General features: G+C 67.7%; 23 protein-coding genes. 11 read left to right on the plus strand and 12 right to left on the minus strand.

Going from position 1 to position 19,934, the window contains the following annotated elements; genetic code table 11:
- Nucleotides 1-32 precede the first annotated feature (32 nt).
- From IEV64_RS13290 to IEV64_RS13300, 3 genes are all read right to left on the minus strand, one after another.
- Entirely contained in the window at nucleotides 33-206 is a 174-nt protein-coding gene (locus IEV64_RS13290; RefSeq protein WP_004970081.1) for a hypothetical protein, read from the minus strand.
- Between the two features lie 35 nt (nucleotides 207-241).
- Nucleotides 242-1,504 (minus strand): DNA repair protein NreA, encoded by a 1,263-nt coding sequence (gene nreA / locus IEV64_RS13295; protein ID WP_007274353.1) that lies wholly within the window; start codon nucleotides 1,502-1,504, stop codon nucleotides 242-244.
- 83 nt (nucleotides 1,505-1,587) lie between these two features.
- Complete coding sequence (locus IEV64_RS13300; protein ID WP_042663705.1) at nucleotides 1,588-2,568, minus strand: transcription initiation factor IIB; 981 nt, start codon at nucleotides 2,566-2,568, stop codon at nucleotides 1,588-1,590.
- A 118-nt stretch (nucleotides 2,569-2,686) separates the two neighbouring features.
- Here IEV64_RS13300 and rnhA point away from each other — a divergent pair, with 118 nt between their 5' ends.
- Both rnhA and IEV64_RS13310 read left to right on the plus strand, forming a co-directional pair.
- A complete protein-coding gene (gene rnhA / locus IEV64_RS13305; protein ID WP_007274354.1) occupies nucleotides 2,687-3,280 on the plus strand; it encodes a ribonuclease HI in 594 nt (197 codons plus the stop codon).
- Nucleotides 3,273-3,833: a DUF7108 family protein gene (locus tag IEV64_RS13310; RefSeq protein WP_188424072.1), complete on the plus strand. Its 561-nt coding sequence runs from the start codon at nucleotides 3,273-3,275 to the stop codon at nucleotides 3,831-3,833. Before rnhA ends, IEV64_RS13310 begins: the two co-directional genes overlap by 8 nt.
- 35 nt (nucleotides 3,834-3,868) lie before the next feature.
- On the opposite strand, the gene IEV64_RS13315 is transcribed toward IEV64_RS13310, so the two are convergent.
- Nucleotides 3,869-4,228 (minus strand): PadR family transcriptional regulator, encoded by a 360-nt coding sequence (locus tag IEV64_RS13315; RefSeq protein ID WP_004970086.1) that lies wholly within the window; start codon nucleotides 4,226-4,228, stop codon nucleotides 3,869-3,871.
- 335 nt (nucleotides 4,229-4,563) lie between these two features.
- Here IEV64_RS13315 and IEV64_RS13320 point away from each other — a divergent pair, with 335 nt between their 5' ends.
- From IEV64_RS13320 to IEV64_RS13335, 4 genes are all read left to right on the plus strand, one after another.
- Nucleotides 4,564-5,097 carry an inorganic diphosphatase gene (locus tag IEV64_RS13320; protein ID WP_004970087.1) on the plus strand — a complete coding sequence of 178 codons (534 nt, stop codon included), beginning with the start codon at nucleotides 4,564-4,566 and terminating at the stop codon, nucleotides 5,095-5,097.
- A gap of 511 nt (nucleotides 5,098-5,608) precedes the next feature.
- Nucleotides 5,609-6,508 carry a rhomboid family intramembrane serine protease gene (locus IEV64_RS13325; protein WP_007274357.1) on the plus strand — a complete coding sequence of 300 codons (900 nt, stop codon included), beginning with the start codon at nucleotides 5,609-5,611 and terminating at the stop codon, nucleotides 6,506-6,508.
- Nucleotide 6,509: 1 nt separating this feature from the next.
- Nucleotides 6,510-7,334: an endonuclease V gene (locus IEV64_RS13330; RefSeq protein ID WP_188424073.1), complete on the plus strand. Its 825-nt coding sequence runs from the start codon at nucleotides 6,510-6,512 to the stop codon at nucleotides 7,332-7,334.
- Between the two features lie 59 nt (nucleotides 7,335-7,393).
- Nucleotides 7,394-8,239: an SDR family oxidoreductase gene (locus IEV64_RS13335; protein ID WP_007274358.1), complete on the plus strand. Its 846-nt coding sequence runs from the start codon at nucleotides 7,394-7,396 to the stop codon at nucleotides 8,237-8,239.
- 37 nt (nucleotides 8,240-8,276) lie between these two features.
- Here the strand turns inward: IEV64_RS13335 and IEV64_RS13340 are convergent, their stop codons facing one another.
- The gene (locus tag IEV64_RS13340) at nucleotides 8,277-9,497 is read right to left on the minus strand and encodes an ArsA family ATPase (protein ID WP_188424074.1); all 1,221 of its coding nucleotides are present in this window, start codon (nucleotides 9,495-9,497) and stop codon (nucleotides 8,277-8,279) included.
- Between the two features lie 162 nt (nucleotides 9,498-9,659).
- Here IEV64_RS13340 and IEV64_RS13345 point away from each other — a divergent pair, with 162 nt between their 5' ends.
- A complete protein-coding gene (locus tag IEV64_RS13345) occupies nucleotides 9,660-10,184 on the plus strand; it encodes a CinA family protein (protein WP_007274360.1) in 525 nt (174 codons plus the stop codon).
- A gap of 70 nt (nucleotides 10,185-10,254) precedes the next feature.
- Nucleotides 10,255-10,779 (plus strand): metal-dependent hydrolase, encoded by a 525-nt coding sequence (locus IEV64_RS13350; RefSeq protein WP_007274361.1) that lies wholly within the window; start codon nucleotides 10,255-10,257, stop codon nucleotides 10,777-10,779.
- A gap of 58 nt (nucleotides 10,780-10,837) precedes the next feature.
- On the opposite strand, the gene IEV64_RS13355 is transcribed toward IEV64_RS13350, so the two are convergent.
- Nucleotides 10,838-11,602, minus strand: a complete 765-nt coding sequence (locus IEV64_RS13355) for a PHP-associated domain-containing protein (RefSeq protein ID WP_188424075.1) — start codon at nucleotides 11,600-11,602, stop codon at nucleotides 10,838-10,840.
- A 98-nt stretch (nucleotides 11,603-11,700) separates the two neighbouring features.
- Between IEV64_RS13355 and IEV64_RS13360 the strand changes: the two genes are divergently transcribed.
- Nucleotides 11,701-12,003, plus strand: a complete 303-nt coding sequence (locus IEV64_RS13360; RefSeq protein WP_007274363.1) for a DUF7565 family protein — start codon at nucleotides 11,701-11,703, stop codon at nucleotides 12,001-12,003.
- A gap of 167 nt (nucleotides 12,004-12,170) precedes the next feature.
- On the opposite strand, the gene IEV64_RS13365 is transcribed toward IEV64_RS13360, so the two are convergent.
- From IEV64_RS13365 to IEV64_RS13390, 6 genes are all read right to left on the minus strand, one after another.
- Entirely contained in the window at nucleotides 12,171-12,623 is a 453-nt protein-coding gene (locus tag IEV64_RS13365) for a transcription elongation factor Spt5 (protein WP_004970097.1), read from the minus strand.
- 1 nt (nucleotide 12,624) lies between these two features.
- On the minus strand, nucleotides 12,625-12,798 hold the full coding sequence (locus IEV64_RS13370; RefSeq protein ID WP_004044219.1) for a protein translocase SEC61 complex subunit gamma: 174 nt from the start codon (nucleotides 12,796-12,798) through the stop codon (nucleotides 12,625-12,627).
- A gap of 207 nt (nucleotides 12,799-13,005) precedes the next feature.
- Nucleotides 13,006-14,145 carry a cell division protein FtsZ gene (ftsZ, locus tag IEV64_RS13375; RefSeq protein ID WP_188424076.1) on the minus strand — a complete coding sequence of 380 codons (1,140 nt, stop codon included), beginning with the start codon at nucleotides 14,143-14,145 and terminating at the stop codon, nucleotides 13,006-13,008.
- Between the two features lie 158 nt (nucleotides 14,146-14,303).
- Nucleotides 14,304-15,623, minus strand: coding sequence for a D-aminoacyl-tRNA deacylase (locus IEV64_RS13380; protein ID WP_007274365.1), 1,320 nt, complete (start codon nucleotides 15,621-15,623; stop codon nucleotides 14,304-14,306).
- Between the two features lie 57 nt (nucleotides 15,624-15,680).
- A complete protein-coding gene (locus IEV64_RS13385) occupies nucleotides 15,681-16,997 on the minus strand; it encodes a sodium:calcium antiporter (protein ID WP_188424115.1) in 1,317 nt (438 codons plus the stop codon).
- A 126-nt stretch (nucleotides 16,998-17,123) separates the two neighbouring features.
- Nucleotides 17,124-18,095: a calcium/sodium antiporter gene (locus IEV64_RS13390; protein ID WP_188424077.1), complete on the minus strand. Its 972-nt coding sequence runs from the start codon at nucleotides 18,093-18,095 to the stop codon at nucleotides 17,124-17,126.
- Nucleotides 18,096-18,267: 172 nt separating this feature from the next.
- Between IEV64_RS13390 and IEV64_RS13395 the strand changes: the two genes are divergently transcribed.
- On the plus strand, nucleotides 18,268-19,077 hold the full coding sequence (locus IEV64_RS13395; protein WP_188424078.1) for a shikimate dehydrogenase: 810 nt from the start codon (nucleotides 18,268-18,270) through the stop codon (nucleotides 19,075-19,077).
- 44 nt (nucleotides 19,078-19,121) lie between these two features.
- Nucleotides 19,122-19,841 (plus strand): helix-hairpin-helix domain-containing protein, encoded by a 720-nt coding sequence (locus IEV64_RS13400; protein ID WP_007274369.1) that lies wholly within the window; start codon nucleotides 19,122-19,124, stop codon nucleotides 19,839-19,841.
- Nucleotides 19,842-19,934 lie beyond the last annotated feature (93 nt).

The raw sequence follows: 19,934 nt of genomic DNA on the forward strand, positions 1-19,934 counted from the left end.
GGAGTATCGAAGCGCAATCGGCTGTCTCGACTTTACAACCCGTCTCGCGCGTCGAGCGCGTCCGCGATGCGCTTCACGTCGCCGCGAATCTTGTACAGCAGATAGAGCGCGACGAGCGCCGCGACCACGGGGAGGAGCGCGAAAATGCCGTAGATGAGGATGATGATGAGCAGTTCGGGACCGCCGGGGACCTGTAACGGGAGCATACGAGAACGTATCGTCCGACTGTCAAAATAGTTGCTCAGGCGAAGTCGAAGATGTCGGTCTGGAGACCGGCGGCCATCGTGGACTTCCGGCGGAGGTCCGCGAGCGACACCGGGAGGTACTCCGTCACGTCGCGGACGGCGTCGCCGAACGTCTCGGCGTCGGCCGTCTCGCCCTCGAAGGCGTGGCGGATGGACTCGCGTATCTGCCAGACGCCGACCGGGCCCCAGTAGTCGTCGGAGACGTGTCTGATGACGAGCGCCTTCGCCTGTCGGCCGCGCTCTTTGAGGTGTTCGAGGACGCCGAGCCGGGAGGCGTGGTACGCGCCGGCCGTCTCGTTCACGTAGCCGGTCCGCCCCTCGTAGCCCTCGCGGTCGGCCGCGAGATACATCCCCGCCTCGGGGTCGGGGTTCCAGACGCTCCCCGGCGCTTTCAGCTCGATGAGTTCGAACTCCCAGCGACCCGGCGCGAGGATGACCCAGAAGGCGTTACCGATAAACTCGTTGCGGTAGATTTCGACGCCGTCGACGCTCTCTGCGTGTTTGACCTGCCCGCGGAGGTACTGACCGAGCGTGTCGTCGACGGCGGTGATGGACCACCGCGTCGGGACGAGCCGGCGCTGTTCGGTCTGGCCGAGCGCGCCCGCAGAGAGGATGGTGTTGATGTCGTACACGTCGAAGCCGCGGCGATAGAGGTACGTCATCGCGCCCTCGGCGTTCCAGTCGTCGTCTTCGAGCGTCTTTTGCACCAGTTTGGGGACGTGCGGGTTCTCCGCGAGGTCGGCCGAGCGGGCGCGGGCCCGCGGGCCGACGGGCGTCGCCACGTCGTCGGCGCGGGCGTCGAGGTCGAGGGAGGGCTTTCCATCGAGGCCGATTTCGACCGTCACGGGGCGGTCGGCGATGGCGACCTCGCGTTGCGTCCCGAGGAAGCCGTCCCACGAGTCGGCGACGTTCGTCACCTTCGTCCCGCGATTCGAGTTCAGAAGCGAGGTGCGCCGCTGGAACACGTCGTCGATGCTCACGCCCTCGTCGTACCACGCGGCACTCGTCTCGAAGGAGGCGGCGTCCTCGTCGTGGCCGACCGGCGAGAGGATGCCCGTCGAGACGTTCGGATAGTTCGACCGGCCGACGAAGATAGACGGGGAGACGCCGCCGTACAGCGAGTCTCCCTGCACCGTCTCCTCGAACCGGTCTTGGAACGTTTCGAGGTGGTCGAGGATGCCGTAGGACTTCTCCTCGGCGAGTCGCCGCCGCTCGGCGCGCTCGTCCCGCTCGATGTCCATGTACTCGTCGAGCCGCATTCACCGGATGTGGGTCGCCCGCGGGTATGAACCTTCGGCGACGCGTCCGGGTCAGAAAGGGGTCCGGCTCGCGCGGGCGGGGCTCAGGTGTGGATGCCCATCGCTTCGATCTGTTCTTGGTAGCGGTTCCGGATGGTGACTTCCGTCACCTGCGCGACCTCGGCGACCTCGCGCTGGGTCTTCTTCTCGTTGCAGAGAAGCGACGCGGCGTAGATGGCGGCGGCGGCGAAGCCGGTCGGCGACTTCCCGGAGAGAAGCCCCTGTTCCGCGGTCGTCTCGATGATCTCGTTCGCCTTCGACTGGACCTCCTTCGAGAGGTCGAGTTCGGACGAAAACCGCGGGACGTACTTCTTGGGGTCCACCGGCCGCATCTCGAGACCGAGTTCCTGCGAGATGTAGCGGTACGTCCGGCCGATTTCCTTGCGCTCGACGCGGGACACCTCGGAAATCTCTTCGAGCGAGCGCGGGATACCCTCCTTCCGACACGCGGCGTACAGCGCCGACGTGGCGACGCCCTCGATGGAGCGGCCGCGAATCAGGTCCTCGCTGAGCGCCCGGCGGTAGATGACCGACGCGACCTCGCGGACCGACCGCGGGACGCCGAGCGCCGACGCCATGCGGTCGATTTCGCTGAGGGCGAACTGGAGGTTGCGCTCGCCGGCGTCCTTGGTTCGAATGCGCTCTTGCCACTTGCGGAGGCGGTGCATCTGCGACCGCTTCTTCGAGGAAATAGAGCGGCCGTAGGCGTCTTTGTCCTTCCAGTCGATGGTCGTCGTCAGCCCCTTGTCGTGCATCGTCTGCGTGGTCGGCGCGCCCACGCGCGACTTCGACTGGCGCTCGGAGTGGTTGAACGCCCGCCACTCCGGGCCGGGGTCGATGCGCTCTTCTTCGATGATGATGCCGGTCTCCTCGTGAATCAACTCGCCGTCGCCGGTCCGAACGACTTCCTCGGGGTCGAGGTCGTCGAGGTCCAACTCCTCTTCGGATGTCTCGTCGTCCTGTGACTCGTCTCCCCATCGAGTCCGGTCGTGCTCACGCTCCCGCTGGCGGGTAGGCCGTTTCATCGCATTTATATATTGTCTATTTCCTTGCACTTCAACCTTTGGCGGCGTTCGTCGGAGTGTCACCGCGGCCGCAACGACGAACGGAGCGCCTTTACCGAATCACCGGTGAGGTGACGGTATGCCGACCGTCGAGTGCGACCCCGACGAAGCCCGACGACGACTCGAAGCCGCGGGCGTGTCCGTCTCGCCCGGAAACACCGACCACGAGCGCTGGCGCGCCGAACGCGGCGACGCCAGCGCGGTCGCCTACGACGGGAAGGTCGTCGTGCAGGGGTCGAGACCGACCGACCTGCTCGCGCTCATCCGGCCGACGGGCGGCCGCGCGCACGTCTACTTCGACGGCGCGAGCCGGGGGAACCCCGGCCCCGCCGCCATCGGGTGGGCCATCGTGACGAGCGACGGTATCGTCGCCGAGGGCTCACAGCGAATCGGCGAGACGACCAACAACCGCGCGGAGTACGAGGCGCTCGTGGAGGCGCTGTCGGTCGCAGAGGAGTACGGCTACGACGAGGTGGACGTCCGCGGCGACTCGCAGTTAATCGTCAAGCAGGTCCGCGGCGAGTGGAACACGAACGACCCCGGACTCAAGGAGCGCCGCGTGAAGGCCCGAGAGCTCCTGTCGACGTTCGACCGCTGGTCGCTGGAACACGTACCGCGAGAGATAAACGACCGCGCCGACTCCCTAGCCAACGAGGCCCTCGACGATGCCTGAGTCAGAACTCCCCGAAGACGTGCTTTCCGAAGCCGAGCGGCTGACGCGACTGGCCCGCGACGCCGTCGACCCCGACGAGGCGGAGGCGTATCGGTCCGCCCGCGACGACATCGTAAGCGAGTACGAGTTCCGCGCGCGACACCGCGAGGAAGACGACGTGTTGGTGCTCCACCCGGACGAGTGGGTCGCCGACGACGGAATCGTCGACCCGACGGAGATAGACGACGTCGACCGCGGAATCGAACGCCCGCTGTCGGGGACCGGCGAGGACCACGAGTGGAGCGCGGTCGAAGAACACAACGCGTCGTGCGTCGCGGCCGTCGCCGAGGAACACGGCGCGGCCCACGCGGCGAACGCCCGGGCGTTCACGGACTTCCTCGGGAACCACTACGTCCGGCGAATCGAGACGGCCGGCGCTCCCGAAGTGCGCGAGTTCGTCGAAGAATATTATCCACGCAACGCGTGGCCGACCGCTGAACAGCGGTCGTTGTTACCGGAGTCGCTCGAGTTGCTCTTCGACGCCGCAGACGCCGAAGTGCCCGAATACAACTGAGCGAACCCCGCGGTTCGTGCGGTGTGTTCTGCCGATTACAGCTTGCCTTCGACGAGCTCCGAGACCATCTCGGCGCGCTCGTCGTCGGTGACGAACTTCGAGAGCATCCAGTCGAAGCGGTCGAGGACCGCCTGGAGGCCGTCGTCGGTCAGTTCGTACTGGTTCGTCCGCTTGTCGAGTTCGCTTTTCTCGACGAGACCCATCTCGACGAGGTCGTCGAGGTTGGGGTACAGACGCCCGTGGTTGACCTCGGTGTCGTAGTACGATTCGAGGTGACGCTTGATAGCCAGGCCGTACATCGGCTCCTCGGCGAGAATGACGAGGATATTCTGTTGGAACGCGGTGAGGTCCCGAGCCGCACCGGATTTGTTGCCAATTGTTTGTGCCTCTGACATGCATATGGAAATGTCATCGGCCTATTTAAACTTTGTCAACGCGCAGTCTGTTTCGTCGCCGAATGTAGGGGCACGATACGATGAATTTGGGGCGGAGCGGACACGAGTGTCGGGTATTGCACAGAGCCGAGTCGTGGCGACGGACGAAAGACAGTGGGCGGTGTCCAAGCGAGCATATCTGAGGAATATCTCACACGCATAGCAGGAGTGTCGTGGGATTCGGGGGAGAATACCTCTACATATAGAGAGGTTCAAAGTGGCCGACGAGGCCCGAGTGGTATCCGTAGGAGACCAATCCCGAAAGGACTTTTGCCCGCATCGAGGATGGATTCGGTATGGTGAACCTCTGGGAAGACATGGAGACCGGACCGGACGCACCGGACGAAATCTACGCAGTCGTCGAGTGTCTCAAAGGCGAGCGCAACAAGTACGAGTACGACAAGGACATCCCCGGCGTCGTCCTCGACCGCGTGCTTCACTCCAACGTCCACTACCCGTCGGACTACGGCTTCATGCCGCAGACGTACTACGACGACGAGGACCCCTTCGACGTACTCGTCCTCGTCGAGGACCAGACGTTCCCCGGCTGTGTCATCGAGGCCCGCCCGGTCGCGCTCATGAAGATGGACGACGACGGCGAGCAGGACGACAAGGTCATCGCCGTCCCCATCGAGGACCCCCGCTACGACCACATCGAGGACCTCGAAGACATCCCCCAGCAGACGCTCGACGAGATCGACGAGTTCTTCTCGACCTACAAGAACCTCGAGGCCGGCAAGGAAGTCGAGACGCTGGGCTGGGAGGACAAGCAGGCCGCCAAGGACGCCATCGAACACGCGATGGACCTCTACGAAGAGAACTTCGCGTAAGCGACTTCACCGCGCGTTTTTTCGGACGCTGAACTAACCCACAGTGTCGACCACGGCGACGACGCCGGAACTGCGACCGCCCCGAAACCGACCGCCGCCGGCGACCCAGATACCCGACAGTTATCGCCGACGCGCCCGCCGATGAATTATGCGCATGGGTAATCTTTAGTCCCTCTGTCCGGTAGCTTGAGACACGAATGGCAGCCAAGCAACCCCGCCTCGGGCTTCAGCACCCGACCGTCGTCCCCACGAACTTCACGCCCGCCGACGAGGCGGACGAAGACGCCGAGGACGCGACCGACGACGACGCGTAACCCCGTATTTCTCGCGCGACGACCGCCGAGAGCGACGGCGTTGGCCGCGCCGACGACACATCGGTCGTCCCCCGAAACGAATAATCCGGCCAGTTGACCCGGCGACGGTGCGGATTCGTCTTCCAATCAAGATGTGAGCCAACACACCACATCCATGAGGGAACCCCTTTTTATCTCGCCGCTGTAAGGCGTTGGTAATGCCTGTCTGCGACGTGTGCGGCAAAGACGAGAGTCTGCCGTACCGCTGTTCGCGGTGTGGCGGGACGTTCTGTTCCGAACACCGCCTCCCCGAGAACCACGACTGCGCGGGGCTCTCCGACTGGGACGACCCCGCCGGCGTCTTCGATAGCTCCTTCGACGACTCCGTGAACAATCAGGGCGGCCGCGGCGGCGGACTGCTGAGTTCGCTCACGGGCGCTGGCGGCGTGCTCGGCTACTTCCGCGGGAACGTCGCGTACCTGTTCCTCGCGCTGATGTGGCTCACGTTCTTCGCCCAGCTCGTCTTAGAGCAGTTTCTCGGACTGCCCAACCTCTCGATTAGCGCCTTCTATCTCACGAGCATCCACCCCGAGTACGTCTGGACGTGGGTCACCTCGATATTCGCCCACGGCGGCTTCTATCACATCGTCGGTAACTCCATCGTGCTGTTCTTCTTCGGCCCGCTGGTGGAGCGCTACGTCGGCTCGCGGAAGTTCGCGGCGCTGTTCCTCGTCAGCGGGATGCTCGCCGGGCTGGCGCAGGTCGGCTCGTCGATGCTCCTGTCTCCCGGAAGCCTGAGCGCCGTCGTCGGCGCGAGCGGTGCCATCATGGCCGTTCTCGGCGTCCTGACCGTCCTCAACCCGGGGCTCCGAATCTATCTGTACTTCATCATCCCCGTCCCGCTGTGGCTGTTCACGCTCGGCTTCGCCGGCATCTCGGTGTTCTTCTTCGTCAGCCAGAGCGCCGACGGCATCGCCCACTTCGCGCACCTCATCGGCCTCGTCATCGGCCTCGCCTACGGCCAGCACGTGAAGGGCCGCAGGAGCGTCCCCTCCCAGCTCTCGCTCGGCGGGGGCGGTCCGGGTGGCCCGGGCGGTCCCGGCCGCGGTCGGTTCTGAGATGCGACCGACCTGCCCTGACCTCGCGCCGCGCCCCGGACTCTCGCGCGACGAGATGGAGTCGCTCCAGCGCCGCGTCGCCGAGGCGGCCGTCTTCGAGGACGACCTCCCGTTCGACCCGGCGCGCGTCTCCCTCGACTCGCCGGAACGAGAAAACGAGACGCTCACGAACGCGACAGCACTCGGCGGTGGGGCCGACTCGCCGCCGCTCGTCGCCGGTATCGACCAGTCGTTTCTGGACGACCGCGCGCTGAGCGCCGTCGTCGTCCTCCGCGGCGGCGAGGTGGTCGAGCGCGTCCACGCCGTCTCCGAACTCGATTTGCCGTACATTCCCGGCCTGCTCTCGTTCCGCGAGGGGGGCCCCATCCTCGACGCGCTCGCCGAGCTCAACTGCGACCCCGACCTGCTCGTCTTCGACGGCTCCGGGCGCATCCACTTCCGACAGGCGGGCCTCGCCACGCACCTCGGCGTCGTCTGCGACGCGCCGAGCGTCGGCGTCGCCAAGTCCCTCCTCTGCGGGACGCCGGACGAGGACGTGGACGGCCGACCGGAGGGCTGGCGAACCCCGATTCGCGCCGACGACTCGGTCGACCCCGTCGGCGGCCATCCCGCCGGCCCGGAGACGACAATCGGCTACGCCTTCCAGTCGCGGCAGTACGACTCGCGCCCTATCGTGAACCCGCTGTACGTCAGCCCCGGCCACCGCCTCTCGGCGGCGACGGCCGTCGACCTCGTCTCCCGGCTCTCGGGGTCGTACAAACTCCCCGAACCGACCCGGCTGGCCGACGCCTACGCCGACGAGGCGAAGAGCCAGTACGAAGACTGAGCGCGACCCAATCGTGGCGAACCGCGTACACTTAACAGCGCGCGGTTCGACCTACCGACGTGCATCAAAAGACGGTCCTCATCACCGGTTGCTCCTCGGGAATCGGGCGCGCGACGGCGCTCGACTTCCTCGACGAGGAGTGGGAGGTCTACGCCACCGCCCGGAACCCGGCCGACATCGAGACGCTGGGGGAACGCGGCGCGAACATCGCGACGCTCGACGTGACCGACCAGGGGGACGTCGACCGCGTCGTCGACCGCATCGCCGACGAGCAGGGCCGCATCGACTGCCTCGTCAACAACGCCGGCTACGGCCAGATGGGCCCCGTCGAGGACGTGCCGACCGAGAAGGTCCACGACCAGTTCGACGTGAACGTCTACGGTCCACACCGACTCGTCCGCGCCGTGTTGCCCCACATGCGCTCGCAGGGCGACGGCACCATCGTCAACGTCTCCAGCGTCGTCGGCCGCGTCGCCTTCCCCGGAACCGGCGTCTACGCCGGCTCGAAGTTCGCCCTCGAAGCGATGACCGACGCGCTCCGCACCGAGGTCGAGGAGTACGGTATCGACGCCGTCCTCATCGAGCCGGGGCCGGTCGAGACGCAGTTCTCGAATCGCGTCGAAGCCGAGGTCAACGGCAACGGCGACGAGGCCGACGGCCTCGACCGCTCGGGCGCGTACGAGAAACTCTACAAGCTGTTCGACGACTCGCAGGCGCTCGGCGGGGGCGGCCCCGGCGCGATTCCGCCCGAACGAGTCGCAGAAGACATCGTCGACGCCGCGAGTTCGACCAAGCCGCGGGCGCGCTACCAGCCCGGCACCGTCGCCCGCGTCGGCGTCCTCGCCCGGTTCCTGCCCGACGCGTGGCGCGACGCGCTCTACGGCTTCGCCCGCAAACTCCCCTGAGACGCGCCGTCTATCCGCGTCGCCGGCCCGCTCGACGCTAGTCGAGACAGGTCGCGACGACCCGAAGGGCATCTTCGCCCTGTACCTGTTCTGCGAGCAGTGGCACCCGCTTTACGTCGCGGCCGCGGAAGAGATTCGTCGCCGAGCGGAGCGCGTCCTGTTGGACCTGCCAGCGCCGCTGACAGAAGCCGCAGTTCTCCAAGTCGGGCGACTCTATCCACTCGGGGTCCACGTTTGCCACGTCCTCGACGGACTCCATGACGCGGTTGACGACGAGCGTCTGGACGGGGATTTCGAACTCGTCGAGCCGCGAGACGAGCCGCTTGGACTCCACGACGCTCATCTCCTCGGGAATCATGACGACCCGGAAGTCGGTCCGCGTCGGGTCGCGGAGCACCGCTCGCAGGCGCTCGATGCGCTCGCGGAGGTCGTCGAGGTCCGCCATCCCGGCCTGCGGGTCGTCGGGGCCGCCGCCGAACATCCCCTTGAGGTTGTCCATCATGCCGGAGAAGCGCTGGCGCATGCGGGCGATGCGGCCGAGCATGGAGTCCATCAGCTCGGGGAGTTCGAGCAGGCGGAGCGTGTGGCCCGTGGGCGCGGTGTCGACGACGACGCGGTCGAACCGCGGGTCGTCCATGTATTCGAGGAGCTGTTGCATCGCCGCGGCCTCGTCCGCGCCGGGCATCGGGCCGCCCATTCCCATCGGTCCGTCGCCGCCGAGGAGGTCCTCGAAGCCGCCCATTCCCCCGCCCATACCGCCGAACGGCGAGTCCGCGTCGCCGCCGGCGAAGGGGTTGTCGTCGTCGTACTCGCCGGTCTCGAAGTCGGTCTCGTCGTCGAACTCCTCGCCCGCGCCGTCGCCGCCAGCGAACGGCCCTTCCATGACCGCGTCGGGGTCGATTTCGGCCGCGTAGAGGGGTATTTCCTCGCGGATGCGACTCGGCTTGTCCGGGACCGGCACGCCGAGCGTGTCGGACAGGGAGTGTGCGGGGTCCGTGGAGACGACGAGCGTCGCGGTGCCGTCGGCCGCGCTGGCGAGCGCCGTCGCCGCGGCCATCGTGGTCTTCCCGACACCGCCCTTGCCGCCGTAGAGGACGTAGTCGGGCGCGTCGATGCCATCGGGGAGGCCCTCGGTGTCGGTCGAGGTTACCTCGTCGGGGTCGGTGACTTCCACCTCGATTTCGGCCGGCCCGTCGTCGCCGGCGTCGTCGTCTTCGTCGGCGTCGGGTCGCTCCGTCGGCTCAACGTCGATGTCCATGTCGGACCCGACACCGCGGGGCTTTGTGTACTTCTCGGTCTCGGAACCGCCGGTGGACTTTTGTCCCGGTCGCGTCGGTGCCGACCGCGTCCGCTCTGCTACGGCTGTCCGCCCACCGTTCGCCCCCGTCCGCTTTTGTCCCGACCGCCCGTGGTCGGTCGTATGCGCGAGTTCGCATCCGACCCGCCCGAGGAGGCCCGCGTCGGCGACGCCCTCCGCGAGGCGGGCCACACCGTCGCCGTCGCGGAGTCCTGCACCGGCGGCCTCATCGGGTCGCTCCTGACCGACGTGCCCGGCTCCAGCGACTACTTCGACCGCTCGCTCGTCACCTACTCCTACGACGCCAAGCGCCACGAACTGGCGGTCTCGCGGGAGTCGCTGGACGAACACGGGGCCGTCTCCGAGCCCGTCGCCCGCGAGATGGCCGCCGGCGTCCGCGACGTGGCCGACGCGACGTGGGGGCTGGCGACGACGGGCATCGCCGGGCCCGAGGGCGGCCTCCCCGGCAAGCCGGTCGGCACCGTCTTCGTCGGCGTCGCCTTCGCCGCGCCGTGGGGGTCCGGCGACTCCTACGCCCGCGTCGAGCGCTTCGAGTACGAGGGGTCTCGAACGCAGGTGAAAGAGCAAATCGCGCGCGGGGCGCTGGCGCTCCTCCGCGGGGAAATCGAGTCCACGACGACCGGCTGAATCGGCCGAGCGGTCGCCGTCTGTCGGTTCCGTGGGAAAGCTTTGTATCCCGCCGGACCAGTCTGCATCCATGAACAAGAAGGGACACGTGCTCAACGCCATCCTGTTGGCGCTCGGGCTCGGCGTCATCCTCACCGTGGACCCCCGGTCGTTCGAACCGACGGCCGACTCGGCGTTCCTCCTCGCCCAGAAAATCGGCCAGCTGTCGCTTCCGGTCGTCCTCGGCGCGCTGTTTCCCGACGTCGACACCGCCTTCGGCAAGCACCGCAAGACGCTCCACAACCTCCCGGTGCTGGCGATATTCCTCGCGTTCCCGCTCGTCTTCGGCAACCTCCAGTTCGTCTGGATCGGCGTCGCCACCCACTACGTCCTCGACATGGTCGGCTCGAAGCGCGGCATCGCGCTGTTCTACCCGCTTTCGCCCCAGGAGTACGACCTGCCGACCGGCGTGGCGACGAGTTCGAAACACGCCGACGCGGTGACCGTCGTCGTCACGGTCGCCGAACTCGGCGTCCTCGCGGGCGTCCACTACTACCTCTTTTCGCTCGACGTGTCCCTCGCGGACGCCGCGGCGTCGTTCACCGCGGTGCTCTGAGGGCGTCGGAGCGCGGACGCGTTCGTCCGGAGCGTTCGACTGCCGGCGAAAATCAGTATCAGTAGACGCTCACGTCGTCGAACCGGCCGTCGTAGGCGATGTGGCTCGGGTGCGTCGGCTCCATCCCCGAAAGCAGGAGTCGGTCGACCTTCCCCCACGAGTTCTCGTAGCCGAGGTGGGCGAACTCGGCCGCGCCGCGGAGCGCGTGGGAGACGCCGGTGCGGCGGACGACCCGGCGGTCGGCCCCCTCGCGGAGCGCGGCGACGAGGTCGGCCTCGGAGTCGATGTCGCGGTCGAACTCGGTCCACGCCTCGCCGACAGTGCTGTGGAGGTGCGCGTAGGACGACGCGAACCCCGGCAGTCCCGCCTCGCGGGCGATGTCGCGGGCGCGCCGGTTGTCCCACGACAGGGCCTTCGTGTTGTACGTCTCGACGGCGTCGATGTCGTCGCGGCGGGCGGCCACGTCCTCGGCGGTGAGGCTCACCGTCAGGAACTCGGGGTGGGGGACGAGCGTCGCCGCGCCCTGTCGGTCGAACTCGGCGAAGGCCCCGTCGAGGGTGATGAAGTCGGGGACCGGCTCCGAGAGGCCGACCGCGAGGACGTGTTTCCGGTCGCGCCACGACCCCGTGAACACCTCGCGGGCGGGGACGACGAGCAGGTCGTCGTCGGAGAATCGCGCCGCGCGGGCGCGGGCGTCGGGCAGGCGGACGAAGTGCGGCGCGTAGACGAGCACGTCGATGCCGCGGGCTTTCGCGCGCGAGACGACCCGCTCGTCGAGAATCTTCACGTGCATATCGACCCGCGTCGTCGTGGTCGCGCTCACACGATACGGTCGGGTCAGCCACCAGTTAGTGGTTGCTATTTGTCGAACGCCGGGCGGTCGAAGAAACGGTTTTGTGGCTCACGGCCGTCGGAGGGAACATGTCCCGGTGGAAGTGCGGAATCGAAGGGTGTGACGGTCGGTTCGAAGACGTCGAAAGCGCGGTCATCCACCAGACGGTGGACCACGAGCGCCACGAGTGCAAGGTGTGCGGGACCGTCGTCCCGGAGGGCTACTTCGCGATTCGTCACGCCTTCGACGAGCACACCCGCGCCGAGTTCGTCCGCGCGTACGACGCCGATTCCTCGGCGGTCCGCATCCGCGAGGACGTGAAAGACGCCGTCGAGGCGGACGCGGACCTCAACAGCGTCGTCGAGACGCTCCGCGAGCAGGGCGCGCTGTAGGCCCACGCGAGACAGGCGGGTCGCGGTCGCGGTGGGGCGCGACGCGGCTCGCCCGAGACGGCGCTCCTCGGGGACTGTCGGGGGACATGGGAGTCACCGGGGCGCGCCGCTCGTCGCGCGCGTCGCGTCGGAACTGAGAGAGAAGAAACCCTCGTCGGGGCGGACGCTTACCGCTCTTCGGAGTCGAGGACGCGAATCTGGTCGCCGCGGACGGTGACCGGAATCGGGACCGTCGCCTCGTAGAGTTCGACGGTGACCTGGTCTTTCGTCTCGTCGATGCGCTGGACGCGCGCCTTCTCGCCTTTGAACGGGCCGGCGATGAGTTCGACGATGTCGCCCTCCGCGATGCCCTCCACGTCCGGCGTCGGCGAGAGGAAGTGCTCGACTTCGGCCATGCTAGAGGTGCCGACCGCGCCGCCGCTCTCGACGAGGCCGCGAGCGTGGGGAATCTCCTCGAGGACGCGCGTGACGATGCCGTCGTCGTCGGCCTCGACCATCACGTAACTCGTGAGCGAGTCGGGCGCGAGGACGGCGTGGATCTCGGCGAACTCCTTCGTCGCGATCATGTCCGCGACCGTCTGCTCTTGGCGAGCGGTGGTCTTGACGGCGAAGATGGGCATCTCAGACTCCTCCGGGGAGGAAGCTCATAACCGCGAAGATGATGAAACCGAGCAGTCCGACGAGGAAGATACCCGCGCCGGCGATTTTGGAGATCTGTGAGAACTCCTGCCACGACGGGGTGCTCGCGAGTTTCAACACGCGAACGTAGCTGTTCAGGTCGTACTTAACGTCCATGTTGCTGGGGGCTAAGGCGCCGGGCTTTTTCTATCTATTGATGCACCGACGGGGCGAGCGGGCGCTCGCGAACGGGTCGACCCCGACGAGTTCGATCCGGTGCCGCCGCTCGATAACGGGCGGGACGCGAGACGCGGCGGGCCATCGAACCGGAGCGGGCGCGGGAGCGAAAGCAAGTCCCCGCGGCCGACGGGGCGGCGACGCCGACTACTCGACGTAGTCGATGTCTTCGAGACGCTCTTCTGCCTGCGCCTGCGCCTCGCCGTTGCGACCGTAGATCTGGGGCGACTCGACGCCGGTGACGACGATCATCGTCCGCATCATGCCTTCGAGTTCGTCGTCGACGGAGGTCCCCCAGATGATGCGCGCGTCGGGGTCGATGCGGTCGTAAATCTCCTCGACGACGCCCTCGGCCTCCTCGATGCTCATGTCGGAGCCGCCGGTGACGTTGACGAGCGCGGAGTTCGCGCCGGAGATGTCCACGTCGAGAAGCGGCGAGCGGAGGGCGGACTTGACGGACTCTTGGGCCTTGGACTCGGAGTCCGACTCGCCGAGACCGATCATGGCGACGCCGCCGCGCTCCATGACGGTCTTCACGTCGGCGAAGTCGAGGTTGACCAGTCCGGGCTTGGTGATGAGTTCGGTGATGCCCTTGACCGAGCGCATCAGCACCTCGTCGGAGACCTTGAACGCCTGCCGGACGGGGAGCTTGCCCACGGCGTCGAGCAGGCGGTCGTTCGGGACGACGATGACCGTGTCAGAAACGTCGCGGAGCCGTTCGAGACCGGCTTCGGCGTTGGTTCGTCGCACCTCGCCTTCTGCCGTAAACGGCGTCGTGACGATGGCGATGGTGAGCGCGCCCGACTCGCGGGCGGCCTTGGCGACCACGGGGGCCGAGCCGGTGCCGGTGCCGCCGCCGAGCCCGGCGGTGACGAACACCATGTCGGAGCCCTCGATGGCGTCGTAAATCTCCTCTTGGGATTCGAGGGCGGCCTCTTCGCCGACCTGCGGGAGCGAGCCCGCGCCGCGGCCCTGGGTCTTCTGTTCGCCCATGAGAATCTTCGTGTCGGCCCCGATTTCCACGAGGTGTTGCACGTCGGTGTTGGCGGCGACGAGCTTCGCCCCCTTGATTCCCTCCTCGTGCATCCGGTTGACGGTGTTGCCGCCGGCACCGCCGCACCCGACCACCGTGATGTTGGTCTGGAGGTCTTTGAGAACCGCTTTCAGTTCGTCGTCAGTCATCGTCCCGGACCGGTTGATGTTGGTCGAGCCGTCGACCTGGACCGACCCATCCCCCACGTCCTCGGCCTCGGCCTCGTCAATTGCGTCGCCGACGATAGAGTCCATATTTATGGAGACGGTTTACGGAGGACGACTAATTATCTTTCCCCCTTCCGTCAGACATCTGTCTGACGAGCCGCCGATTCGTGCCGAAACGTGACATGTGAGTCCGCGGCACAAGCCGTCTCTCGGGGAGAAATCGGTCGGTCGCGTCCCGACGGCGACTACACCGTGAACTCGACGAGTCGATCTTTCGACACGTCTTCGGGCGCGACGGTCTCGCCGTCGACTTCGACCGACTGCCCGGCCGAGAGCTTGCCGAACGCCGGGCCCTCGGGGACGCCGAACTCGCGCGCGACGGCGGGGTCGAAGGCGCGCGTCGCCGCCGTGACCGCCCCGTCGTCGCGGACGACGCTGTCGTATTTCTCGCGCAGTACGTCGCAGAGCCGCGACACGAGTTCGTCGTAGCCGTCGCCCGCGACGGCCGCGCGACCCACCGCGCGCGTCCCGCCTTCGGTCGTGTGGAAGGCGACAGTCGTCTCGTGGACCGCGTCGAGCGCGGCGTCGAGGTCGATGCCCTGCGCCTCGCCGAGCAGGCCGTCTGGGAGCGAGACGACCTCGTAGTCGTCGACGTCGATTCGCGCGCCGAATCGGAGGCCCTCTTCGATAGTCGTGACGGCGGCTTCGAGGGCGGCGACGCGGTCGAGGGGGACGCCCGAGGTCTCGCGGACCCACGTCTCGGAGACGACCCGGAACCCCTCGGCTTCGAGGGCGGCCGCGAGGTCGCTCCGGTCGCCGTCGACCAGCGCGAGGTCGGCCGCGGAGGCCTCGAACGCCCGCCGGAGCACGTCGCGGTTCTTCTCGGGCGCGCCCATCGCCTTGAGTTGCCAGTCGGCGGCGATGTGGCCGACGCGCCAGTCGGTCTCGCGGAGGACGCGCTCGAACCGCGGAGCGTAGTGGCCGCCGCCGAAGCCGACGAGCTGGCGGTCCGCGTCGGGCGCGACCCCCTCGATGTCGAGGACGGCCGCCGCGACGGCGCGGGCTCCCTCGGGGTCGTCCCACTGCTCGTCGTCGCTCCCGAGTTCGACGAACATCGAGGGGACCGTCGGCTCGGTCGGGCCGTGGTGGGTCGCCTCGATGCCGACTTCGTAGCCGTCGGGCGCGCGGTCGCGGAGCGCCTCGACGACGGCGCGCTGGGCGTTGGGACACGCGCGGGCGAACCGCCCCGGCTCGCCGCCGTAGTCGGCGGGACCGAAGTTCCCGGTGAAGTGCGCGGTCAGGAGCGCGCCGGTCTCGCCGGAGTGCCGGGAGACGACGACGAGGAGGTCGAGGTCGGCGTCGAACGCCGCGGCCGGGTCGTCGAGGTCGATGTGCAGGTCGTCGAACTCGCGGAGTTCGAAGCCGTCGCGGAAGAAGACGGTGCCGCCGCCGTCGGCGTCGGGTCGGTCCCCGTCGGTCCGTTCGTCCCAGTCGGCGAGTTCGAGCAGGTGCTCGCCGATGTGAACCGATGCGCTGTCGGCGCGGCTGACGACGATTCCAATCACGATACGAGGGTCGCCGAGGCCGGCGAAAAGGGCGTCGGAAGCGGCGAGGGGAGCCGGTCAGTCCTCGACCGCGGCCGGCGTCTCGTTCGCACCGTAGTCGCCGCGGACGCGCCGGACCGAGAGCTTGGCGACCGCGGCGAGGTGCCTGCGCCGCCGGACGAAAAGCGCCGTTCCGACGACCAGATAGACGACCGAGAAGCCGACGAGCGAGGTCGGACCGTCGAAGGTGACCGCGCCGAGGCCCGGAACCGGGAGCGTGAGCGCCAGTCCGGTGACGGAGTAGACGAACTGCGCCAAAAACAGGCCGAGCAGGGCGACCGCCTCGCGGAGGCTGATGGAGAACGTGACGAGGATGGCGATGGCGAAGTAGCTCTGGGCGGCCGTCAGCCAGAGTTCGCCCATCTGGTGGGTGTCGAGCGGGAGCGGTGCGTAGGAGCCGACAGAGAGGCTGTAGACGAGGACGAGCGTCCCGATGAGGAGCGTCCACTGGTTGAGCTTCGAGGAGATGAGCGCGTTGAAGCCGGCGGTCGACCGCGCCTTGTTGACGAGGTAGGCCACGACGATGAGTTCGGGGCTCTCGCTCGCCAGCGGTGCGACCCACTGAATCATCAGGAACGAGGGGATGCCGACCGACTTCCCGAGGGCTTCGAGGCCGTGGGCGAACGGCTCGACGGCGACGAGGATGACGATGCCCGAGAAGACGAACAGCGCGAGCGTCGTGGCGATGCGCTTGGGTTTCCGGTACGACTGGAGGTACGCGGGCACGCCGATTTGCTCTTCGTCCTCGTGGGGCGAGTTCATCGCCACGAAGATGTACGTCACGTAGAGGCCGACGAGGACGGCCATGTCGACCGCGCCGATGCCCGCGCCGAGCGGGACGAAGAAGGCGAACACGGTCGCGGCGAAGAGGAACAGAATCTCGGTCGCGATGCCGTGGTCGAGACGGACCACGTCCGCGAGGAAGCCGGGTCGGGACTCGACCGCCTCGTCGCCGGTGTCGCGGGCGCGGTAGACGGTGAAGAGGGCGATTGCGGACCAGCCGATGCCGATGAGGATGCGGTTCGCCCCGGTCATGTTGGCGACGGCGAGGCTCGCGGCCTCGGCCGACTCGGGCGAGCCGGGGTTGATGCCGGCCTCCCACGCGTAGAGCGCGTCCACCGCGTACTCGGGGGCGACCGCGAGCACCGCGAGGATGGCGAGCGCGAACGCCCGCGGCACGTCTGCTTCTGCGGTTTCGGCGCCCCACGCGAGGAGGAACGAGGCACCGAGGACGGCGATGCCGCTGAGGGCGACGGTGACGCCGGTCGTGAGGTCAACGCCGAGCGCCGTGTGGAGGGCCAGCCACGGGACCGTCAGGAACGCGGCCCCGAACACCGCTGTCAGCGGGTGACCGAGTTGTCGTACCATCGTCACTACAAGCGCGAAGCCGAAGCCGGTAGCTCTTGTGCTTCGGAATCGGCCAGCGACGGGCATGGGAGACAGCCGAGTCGAGAGACCCGGCTACGGGAGGATGAGCCAGAAGAAGACGAGATAGCCGCCGACGAGGATGCCGCCGTCGAGTCGGGACACGTCGCGGTTGCGGAGCATCAGCGCGATGACCCCGAAGGTGAACACGAGAAGCGCCGGGAAGTCCAGCGAGATGGTGCTCGCGGGGATGTTCACGGGGACCATGATGGCGAGGATGCCGAGGACGGCGACGACGTTGTAGATGTTCGAGCCGACGACGTTTCCGATGCTGAACTCCGACTCGCCGCGGACCGCGCTGATGACCGACGCCGCGAGTTCGGGCAGTGAGGTGCCGAACGCGAGGACCGTCAGCCCGATGAACCGCGGACCGAACCCGAAGGATTCGAGCAGTCCCTGTCCGCCCTGAATGAGCCAGTTCGAGCCGACGAACAGGAGGAGGAGACCGAGACCGAGGTAGACCACGTCCCTGAGTTGCGCCGACACCTCGTCTTCGTCCTCGATGTCGATTTCGTCCGTGCCGAGGGCGTCGGCCTTCGCCGAGCGCGCGCGGTACAGGAGGTAGCCCGTGAACGCGACGAGGATGACCAAGAGGACGCCGCCGTCGACGGCGCTGAGGTTCCCGTCCATCCCGAGCGCGACGAGCGCGACCGCCGCGGCGATCATGAACGGGACGTGTCGGCGGAGCGTCGTCGTCGAGACGCCCATCGGCCGGATGAGCGCCGAGATTCCGAGGACGAGACCGATGTTGGCGATGTTCGAGCCGACGATAGCGCCGAGTCCGAGGTCGGAGCTGTAGCCCAACCCGCTCAGTACCGCGACGAACAGTTCGGGAGTGGTCGTCGCGAACGCGACGATGGTCACACCGACGATGGCCGCCCGGAGGCCGAGACCGATGGCGAGCCGAGACGCGCCCTCGACGAGCGCCTCGGCCCCGAGATAGAGCGCGACGATACCCGCCACGAGGAGCGCGGTATCGAAGGAAAGCAGGGTTGCGAGTGCCGACATACGCGGGAGTAGACCGACGGGAGACCAAAAGCGCGCCGGTACACCGCGAGTCCGCGAGGACCGACGCGGGAGCGCGAGACGGGGCGAACCGCCCCCCGACGGCGGCTGTCGGGTCCCGGCGGAATCCGACGCGGACGGGCGAGTTATATCGACGGCAGAACACCACCCGTCCATGCAAGTGTACGGTCTCGTCGGCAACCCGGTCGGCCACTCGCTGTCGCCGCCGATGCACGAGGCGGCCTACGGGGAAACCGGTCTCGACGCGCGGTACGTCACGTTCGAACCCGCCCGCGACGACATCGCGGCCGCCGTCGACGGCGCGGACGCCCTCGGCGTCTCGGGGCTGAACGTCACCATCCCGTTCAAACAGGACGTGCTCGAACTGGTCGACCCCGACCCGCTGGCCGAGCGCATCGGCGCGGTCAACACCATCGACTTCGGCGCGGAGACGCCGGCGGGCTACAACACCGACGCGGCGGGCGTCACGCGGTCGTTCGACCGCCACGGCGTCGACCTCGACGGAGCGGCCGCCGTGGTCGTCGGTGCCGGCGGGGCGGGTCGCGCCGCCGCGTTCGCCCTCGCAGACGCGGGCGCGTCGGTCCACGTCGCCAACCGGACCGCTGAGAGCGCGGTCGAACTCGCCGCGGCCGTCCCCGGTGCGACCGGCGGCGGACTCGACACGCTCGACCGGATTCGGGAGGCGAACGTCCTCGTCAACGCGACGAGCGTCGGGATGGAATCGCCCGAGGAGACGCCCGTCTCCGCGGAGTTCCTCCACGGCGGCCTCGCCGTGCTCGACGCGGTCTACACGCCGCTTGAGACCCGACTTCTCCGCGAGGCGGCCGCGACCGGCGCGACCACCATCGACGGCGCGTGGATGCTCCTCCTGCAGGGCGTCGAGGCGTTCGAGCTATGGACCGGCCGCGACGCGCCCGTCGAGGCGATGAACGCCGCGCTCCGGAGCCACCTCGGCGAGCACTGAGGCCGCTGGTTTTTAAATAACGGGATTGCATAGGAGAAGGTAACATGGGCTTGCTTGACACTATTTCGTCGTTCTTGAAATCCCTCGTTGGTGGCGACTCGTCGTCTTCCTCGACGGACGGACGTGACGACACGGCGACCGTTACGGTCGAACGCGACACCAGAACCGAGCGCGAGGAAGCGAACGTCGAGACCGAGGCCGCGGTGAAGGAACCTGTCGACGGGGCGGAATCGACGGACGAAGCGGCCGCAGAAGCGGCCGACGATGCGGTCGAACCCGAGGGCGACGCCGAGTCCCACGCGGACGACGAGGACACCCGCGACGACACGGAGGTGGTGGCCGACGCCATCGAGGAAGCCGAGCCGGAGGCCGAAGAAGCCGAACCGGAGCCTGAGTCCGAGCCCGAACCCGAGGTCGAGGACGAAACCGGCGAACCCCAGGACGAACCCGAAGACGAGGACTCCGACGAGTCTGACTCCGCCGACTCCGACGAAGACGAAGCCGGAGAATCGGACGAAGAAGAGGTCGAAGAGGAAGAAGCGACCGAAGACGACGACTCCGACGAAGAAGAGGTCGAAGACGACGACGCGCCGACCGTCGACACGATTCGCGGCATCGGTCCGGCGTACGCCGAGCGCCTCTCCGAGATCGGCATCGAGACCATCGCGGACCTCGCGGCGGCCGACGCCGACGAGGTCGGCGACGAAATCGACGTGTCGCCGAAGCGGGTCCAGCGCTGGATCGACCGCGCCGGCGACGCGTAACCGACGCGCGCGCCGGACGACCGAGACGACTTCTCTCCCGGCGGGTGACCGCGCTCGATGCGCCGGTGACGCGTCACGAAACCGTTTACCCGG

Source organism: Haloferax sulfurifontis, from assembly GCF_014635105.1.
GTDB lineage: Archaea > Halobacteriota > Halobacteria > Halobacteriales > Haloferacaceae > Haloferax > Haloferax denitrificans.